Source organism: Mesorhizobium sp. M7A.F.Ca.CA.002.05.1.1, assembly GCF_003998335.1.
Taxonomy (GTDB): Bacteria; Pseudomonadota; Alphaproteobacteria; order Rhizobiales; family Rhizobiaceae; genus Mesorhizobium.
Genome location: NZ_RZQI01000299.1, coordinates 1 through 6,405, shown reverse-complemented (window position 1 = coordinate 6,405; position 6,405 = coordinate 1). Strand labels below are relative to the sequence as shown.

General features: G+C 62.7%; 5 protein-coding genes and 2 pseudogenes. All 7 read left to right on the top strand.

The window, feature by feature from the left end; translation table 11 throughout:
* Nucleotides 1-516: LysR substrate-binding domain-containing protein (locus tag EN939_RS16680; RefSeq protein WP_245473105.1), on the top strand; the 516-nt coding region annotated here is incomplete at its 5' end.
* A 225-nt stretch (nt 517-741) separates the two neighbouring features.
* Nucleotides 742-2,052, top strand: a complete 1,311-nt coding sequence (locus tag EN939_RS16675) for an ABC transporter substrate-binding protein (RefSeq protein ID WP_127268865.1) — start codon at nt 742-744, stop codon at nt 2,050-2,052.
* Nucleotides 2,053-2,175: 123 nt separating this feature from the next.
* A complete protein-coding gene (locus tag EN939_RS16670; protein WP_013528414.1) occupies nt 2,176-3,048 on the top strand; it encodes a carbohydrate ABC transporter permease in 873 nt (290 codons plus the stop codon).
* A gap of 11 nt (nt 3,049-3,059) precedes the next feature.
* Nucleotides 3,060-3,884 (top strand): annotated as a pseudogene (locus EN939_RS16665) (carbohydrate ABC transporter permease).
* Nucleotides 3,885-3,953: 69 nt separating this feature from the next.
* On the top strand, nt 3,954-4,952 hold the full coding sequence (locus EN939_RS16660) for an ABC transporter ATP-binding protein (protein ID WP_127268863.1): 999 nt from the start codon (nt 3,954-3,956) through the stop codon (nt 4,950-4,952).
* A 2-nt stretch (nt 4,953-4,954) separates the two neighbouring features.
* Nucleotides 4,955-5,725 carry an L-iditol 2-dehydrogenase gene (locus tag EN939_RS16655; protein WP_127268861.1) on the top strand — a complete coding sequence of 257 codons (771 nt, stop codon included), beginning with the start codon at nt 4,955-4,957 and terminating at the stop codon, nt 5,723-5,725.
* A gap of 146 nt (nt 5,726-5,871) precedes the next feature.
* A pseudogene (locus EN939_RS16650) lies at nt 5,872-6,405 on the top strand (mannitol dehydrogenase family protein); the annotation flags it as partial.

Below are 6,405 nucleotides of genomic sequence, written 5' to 3'. Positions count from 1 at the left end.
GTGCGGCTCGAAACGTCGAGCCGCCTGACCGACTTTGCCCGCGAGGATACCGATATCGCCATCCGCTCGGGCGGCGGCAAATGGCCGGGCCTGGAGGCGCACAAGCTGCTCGATGCCGACTTCACGCCGATGCTGAGCCCGAAACTCGCGGCGACCATCGGCGGCGTCAGGGAACCGGCGGACCTGTTGCGGCTGCCGATCCTCGATCCCGGCGACATCTGGTGGACGCAATGGTTCGAGGCTGCCGGCGTGCATTCGCACGATCTTGCCAAGCGGCCCGGCAGCAGCATGGGCGCGCAGGCCTATGAGGCCAATGCGGCGATCGCCGGTCATGGCGTCGCGGTCCTGACCAGGGCGCTGTTCAAGGCGGAACTTGCCGACGGGCGCCTGATCCAGCCTTTCGATCTGGTTGGCGACGACGGCCATGCCTATTGGCTGGTCTACCCCGAAGCGCGCCGCAACGTGCCGAAGATCCGTGCCTTCCGCGACTGGCTGCTGGCCGAGATCGCCGGCTGACCGGCAAGCTTTCGGGCTGCGCCTGGTTCTCGCAGATCTATCCGCTGCTGCCTCACTGTATCCGGCCGGGATGATTCTCGCCCTGGCAATTTCCGCTCGTCCCGGCCTGCGGTGTCGCCCGGGTGCTGCGCTGCAGCATCGAATCCGACTTGACATAATTCACGCCAAGTGAGTAATTGCCCAAAGCCAAGGCAAATGCTCATCTTGGTTCAAGGGAGGAATTTGATGAAACTTCGCACGCTCACCCTGGGCTTGTTGTCGGCCAGCACGCTTGCGTTCGCCGCACATGCCGAATCCATCACCATCGCCACCGTCAACAATGGCGATATGGTCCGCATGCAAAAGCTGACCGAGGACTTCACCAAGGCGAACCCCGACATCCAGCTCAACTGGGTCACGCTCGAAGAAAACGTGCTGCGCGAGCGCGTCACCACCGACATCGCCACCAAGGGCGGCCAGTACGACGTGATGACCATCGGTACCTACGAGGTTCCGATCTGGGCCAAGCAGAGCTGGCTGCTGCCGCTCGACAAGCTCGGCGACGACTACGATGCCAAGGACATCATCCCCGCCATCGCAGGCGGCCTTTCGGTCGACGGCAAGCTCTATGCCGCGCCCTTCTACGGCGAAAGCTCCTTCGTCATGTACCGCAAGGACCTGATGGAGAAGGCCGGGCTGAAGATGCCCGACGCGCCGACCTGGGACTTCATCAGGCAGGCCGCCGACAAGATGACCGACCGCGCCAATGGCGTGAACGGTGTCTGCCTGCGCGGCAAGGCCGGCTGGGGCGAGAACATGGCCTTCCTGACCGCCATGTCGAACTCCTTCGGCGCGCGCTGGTTCGACGAGAACTGGAAGCCACAGTTCGATCAGCCGGAATGGAAGAACACGCTGCAGTTCTATGTCGACCTGATGAAGGCCGACGGCCCCGAGGGTGCGTCCTCCAACGGCTTCAACGAAAACCTGGCGCTGTTCCAGCAGGGCAAATGCGGCATGTGGATCGACGCCACCGTCGCTGCGTCCTTCGTCTCCGATCCCAAGGCATCGCAGGTCGCAGACAAGGTTGGATATGCGCTGGCACCCGACAATGGCCTGGGCAAGCGCGGCAATTGGCTGTGGGCATGGTCGCTGGCGATCCCCGCCGGGACGCAGAAAGCCGATGCCGCCCAGAAGTTCGTCTCCTGGGCGACCAGCAAGCACTATGCCGAACTGGTCGCTTCGAAGGAAGGCTGGGCCAACGTTCCTCCGGGCACGCGCTCCTCACTCTATGCCAATGCCGAGTACCAGAAGGCGGCTCCGTTCGCCAAGATGACGCTGGACTCCATCAACGCCGCCGACCCGACGCATCCGACCGTCAAGCCGGTGCCCTATGTCGGCGTCCAGTTCGTCGCCATCCCCGAGTTCCAGGGACTTGGCACCACGGTCGGCCAGCTCTTCTCGGCGGCTCTTGCCGGCCAGTCGAGTGTCGACGATGCGCTGAAGCAGGCCCAGGACGCTGCCACCGCGGCAATGACCGAAGGCGGATACATCAAGTAAGGCTCCTCCCGGTGCCGACTGCCGGTCGCCTCCTTGACCGGCAACGGCCGCCCGAATTCCCAGTTCGGGCGGCCGCCTTTAACGCCTTTTGAAAATTCAGTCTGACCAGTGAAGGGTGACGTCATGGCTACTCAGCAGACCCGTTCGCTTGCCCGTTTCATGATGGCGCCATCCGTGGTGCTGCTGTTCGTCTGGATGATTGTGCCGCTGGTCATCACCATCTGGTTCTCTTTCCAGCAATACAATCCGCTCAATCCGATCCGCGACGGCTTTGTCGGCTTCTCGAATTACGCGTTGTTCTATTCCAACCCGGCCTTCCTGCAGTCGATCCTCAACACGCTCACATTGGTGGTCAGCGTGCTCCTGATCACGGTGATCGGCGGTATCCTTCTGGCGCTGCTGATCGATCAGCCGATGTGGGGCCAGGGCATCGTGCGCATCCTGGTCATTTCGCCGTTCTTCGTCATGCCGCCGGTGGCCGCATTGGTGTGGAAGAACATGATCATGCACCCGCAATATGGGGTGTTCGCCGACATAGCGCGCTTCTTCGGGGCCCAGCCGATCGACTGGTTCGGGCAGCATCCGATGCTGGCGATCATCATCATCGTCGCCTGGCAATGGCTGCCTTTCGCCACGCTCATTCTCTTGACCGCGCTGCAGTCGCTCGACGGCGAGCAGAAGGAAGCCGCCGAGATGGACGGCGCCGGCTTCATCAGCCGCTTCATCTATCTGACGCTGCCGCACATGTCGCGCGCCATCACGGTCGTCATCCTGATCCAGACGATCTTCCTTCTCTCCGTCTATGCCGAGATCCTCGTCACCACCAATGGCGGCCCGGGATACGCCTCCACCAACCTGCCCTTCCTCGTCTACCAGAAGGCGTTGCTGGAGTTCAAAATCGGCCAGGCATCCGCCGGCGGTGTGATCGCCGTCATTCTCGCCAACATCGTTGCCTTCTTCGCCATGCGCGCCGTCGGCAAGAACCTGGACAAGTAAGGGAGGCTACGATGGCACGCTCAGTCACCACCCAGCACAAGACGATTGCGACAGTTGCCGCCTGGATCGTCGCCCTGCTGATCTTCTTCCCGATCCTCTACACGATCATCACCTCGTTCAAGTCGGAGCAGGAAGCCATCCAGGGCTTCAGCATCATCCCGTCGGGAACGTTCGAGAGCTATGCCGAGGTTCAGGCGCAGAGCGGCTACTTCAAATTCTTTTTCAACTCGGTGCTGCTCTCGGTCGGCTCGACCATCCTGGCCCTGCTCGTCGCCATACCGGCGGCATGGTCGATGGCCTTCTCGCCGACCAAGCGGACCAAGGACATCTTGATGTGGATGCTGTCCACCAAGATGATGCCCGCGGTCGCGGTGCTGTTCCCGATCTACCTGATCTTCCGCGACACAGGACTGCTCGACAGCCGGATCGGCCTGATGATCATGCTGATGCTGATCAATCTGCCGATCGTGGTGTGGATGCTCTAGACCTACTTCCGCGAAATACCGGGCGAGATCCTGGAAGCGGCACGCATGGACGGCGCGTCGCTGTGGAACGAGATCGTCTATGTGCTGACGCCGATGGCGGTGCCGGGCATCGCCTCGACGATGCTGCTCAACATCATCCTAGCCTGGAACGAGGCGTTCTGGACGATCCGGCTGACGACGACGGAAGCAGCACCGCTGACCGCCTTCATCAGCTCGTTCTCCAGCCCGCAAGGCCTGTTCTGGGCCAAGCTCTCGGCCGCCTCGACACTGGCCATCGCGCCGATCCTGATCATGGGCTGGTTCAGCCAGAAGCAGCTGGTGCGCGGCCTGACATTTGGTGCGGTCAAATAATTGATGGCGCGGTGAAGTAACGGAATTGCCCGAAGCAATCGGCAGAAATAACCCCTCGGGGAGGAAATCATGGGAAACATCACGCTCAAGAACGTCTCCAAATCCTTCGGAGCGACGTCCATCATCCCCGGTCTCGACCTGGTGATCGAGAATGGCGAGTTCGTCGTCTTCGTCGGCCCGTCGGGTTGCGGCAAGTCAACGCTGCTGCGGCTGATCGCCGGGCTCGAGGACACCAGCGGCGGCTCCATCAACATCGACGGCCGCGACGTCACCGGCGAGGCACCGGCCAAGCGCAAGCTCGCCATGGTGTTCCAGTCCTATGCGCTCTATCCGCACATGACGGTGGCCAAGAACATCGGTTTCCCGCTGAAGATGGCCGGCGAGGACAAGGCGACCATCGACAAGAAGGTGGGAGACGCCGCGCGCGTGCTCAACCTGACCAACTATCTCGAACGCAGGCCCGGCCAGCTTTCCGGCGGCCAGCGCCAGCGCGTCGCCATCGGCCGCGCCATCGTGCGTCAGCCGACCGCCTTCCTGTTCGACGAACCGCTGTCCAATCTCGATGCGGCACTGCGCGGCACCATGCGGCTGGAGATCAGCGAGCTGCACCATCAGCTCAAGACGACCATGATCTACGTCACCCACGACCAGGTCGAAGCCATGACCATGGCCGACAAGATCGTCGTGCTGAACGCCGGCAACATCGAGCAGGTCGGCTCGCCGATGGAGCTCTACAAGACGCCGAAGAACCTGTTCGTCGCCGGCTTCATCGGCTCGCCGAAGATGAACCTGAACGAAGGCACGCCGGCTGCCAAAAACGGCGCCAAGACCATCGGCATCCGTCCCGAACACCTGGAGATCTCGACCACAGCGGGCGAATGGAAGGCGGTCGTCGGCGTCGCCGAGCATCTCGGCTCCGACACCTTCCTGCATGTCCAGGCCGATGGCGTCGGCCCGCTGACGGTGCGCGCCGACGGCGAACTCGGCGTCCATCATGGCGACACCATCTATCTGACGCCCGACAAGGCCAAGCTGCATCGCTTCGGCGCCGACGGGAAGGCAATCTGAACATGCGGCTGGCCGGCAAATCCGCGCTGATCACAGGTTCGGCCCGCGGCATCGGCAGAGCCTTCGCCGAAGCCTATGCCGGCGAAGGCGCCACCGTCGCCATAGCCGACATCAATCTCGAGGCGGCGGAGAAGACGGCCGCCGAGATCGGCGGCAAGGCCTATGCGGTCAAGCTCGACGTCACCGACCTCGCCTCCATCGAGGCGGCGGTGAAAGCCGTCGAGACGAAGACCGGTGGCCTCGATATCCTGATCAACAACGCCGCTCTTTTCGATCTGGCACCGATCGTCGAGATCACCAAGGCAAGCTACGATAAATTGTTTTCCGTCAATGTCGCCGGCACGCTGTTCATGCTGCAGGCAGCCGCCCGCTCGATGATCGCCGCTGGCCGGGGCGGCAGGATCATCAACATGGCGAGCCAGGCCGGACGACGCGGCGAGGCGCTGGTCGGCGTCTATTGCGCCACCAAAGCCGCCGTCATTTCGCTGACACAGTCAGCGGGGCTCGACCTGATCAAGCACCGCATCAACGTCAACGCGATTGCCCCTGGCGTCGTCGACGGCGAGCACTGGGATCACGTCGATTCGCTGTTCGCCAAATATGAGAACCGGCCGAAGGGCGAGAAGAAGAAGCTGGTCGGCGAGGCAGTGCCGTATGGCCGCATGGGCACGGCGCAGGACCTCACCGGCATGGCGGTTTTTCTCGCCAGCAGCGACGCCGAATACATCGTCGCCCAGACCTACAATGTCGATGGCGGCCAGTGGATGAGTTGAGGGCGGGGGACGGCCTCTGCTCCTCGTCCCTCCGCGGGGAGCAGAGGCCGACATCAGCGGGCGCGTAGCCAGTGCCACCCCTTATCCTCTCCCCAACCGGGAGAGGAGCGTAACGAAGGCCTAGATTCGGCCAAAGGGTAAAACAGATGACCGTGAAACTCTCGTCCTCAAACCTCTCCAAACTGCCCGCTGAGGTCGCCGGCCCGAAGTATGACCGCGCGACATTGAAGGCCGGCATCGTGCATTTCGGAGTCGGCAATTTCCATCGCTCGCATCAGGCCGTCTATCTCGACGATCTGTTCAATTCGGGCGTCGGCCATGACTGGGCACTGATCGGCGCCGGCGTGTTCGACGGTGAAAAGATCGGCCGCGGCAAACTGGAAGAGCAGGACTGGCTGACCACGGTGGTCGAGCAGGACAGCGGCCATATGAGCGCCCGGGTCACCGGCGCCATGATCGACTTCCTGATGCCCGGCGATGCGGCCGGCATCATCGAACGGCTGGCCGACCCGGCGATCAAGATCGTTTCGCTGACCATCACCGAGGGCGGTTATTTCATCGATCCGGCATCCGGCGTGTTCAACCCGACCCACCCCGACATCCTCGCCGATGCGCAGCCCGGCGCGACACCGAAGACGGTGTTCGGCATCATCCTTGCCGGGCTGCGCATCGGCGAGGAT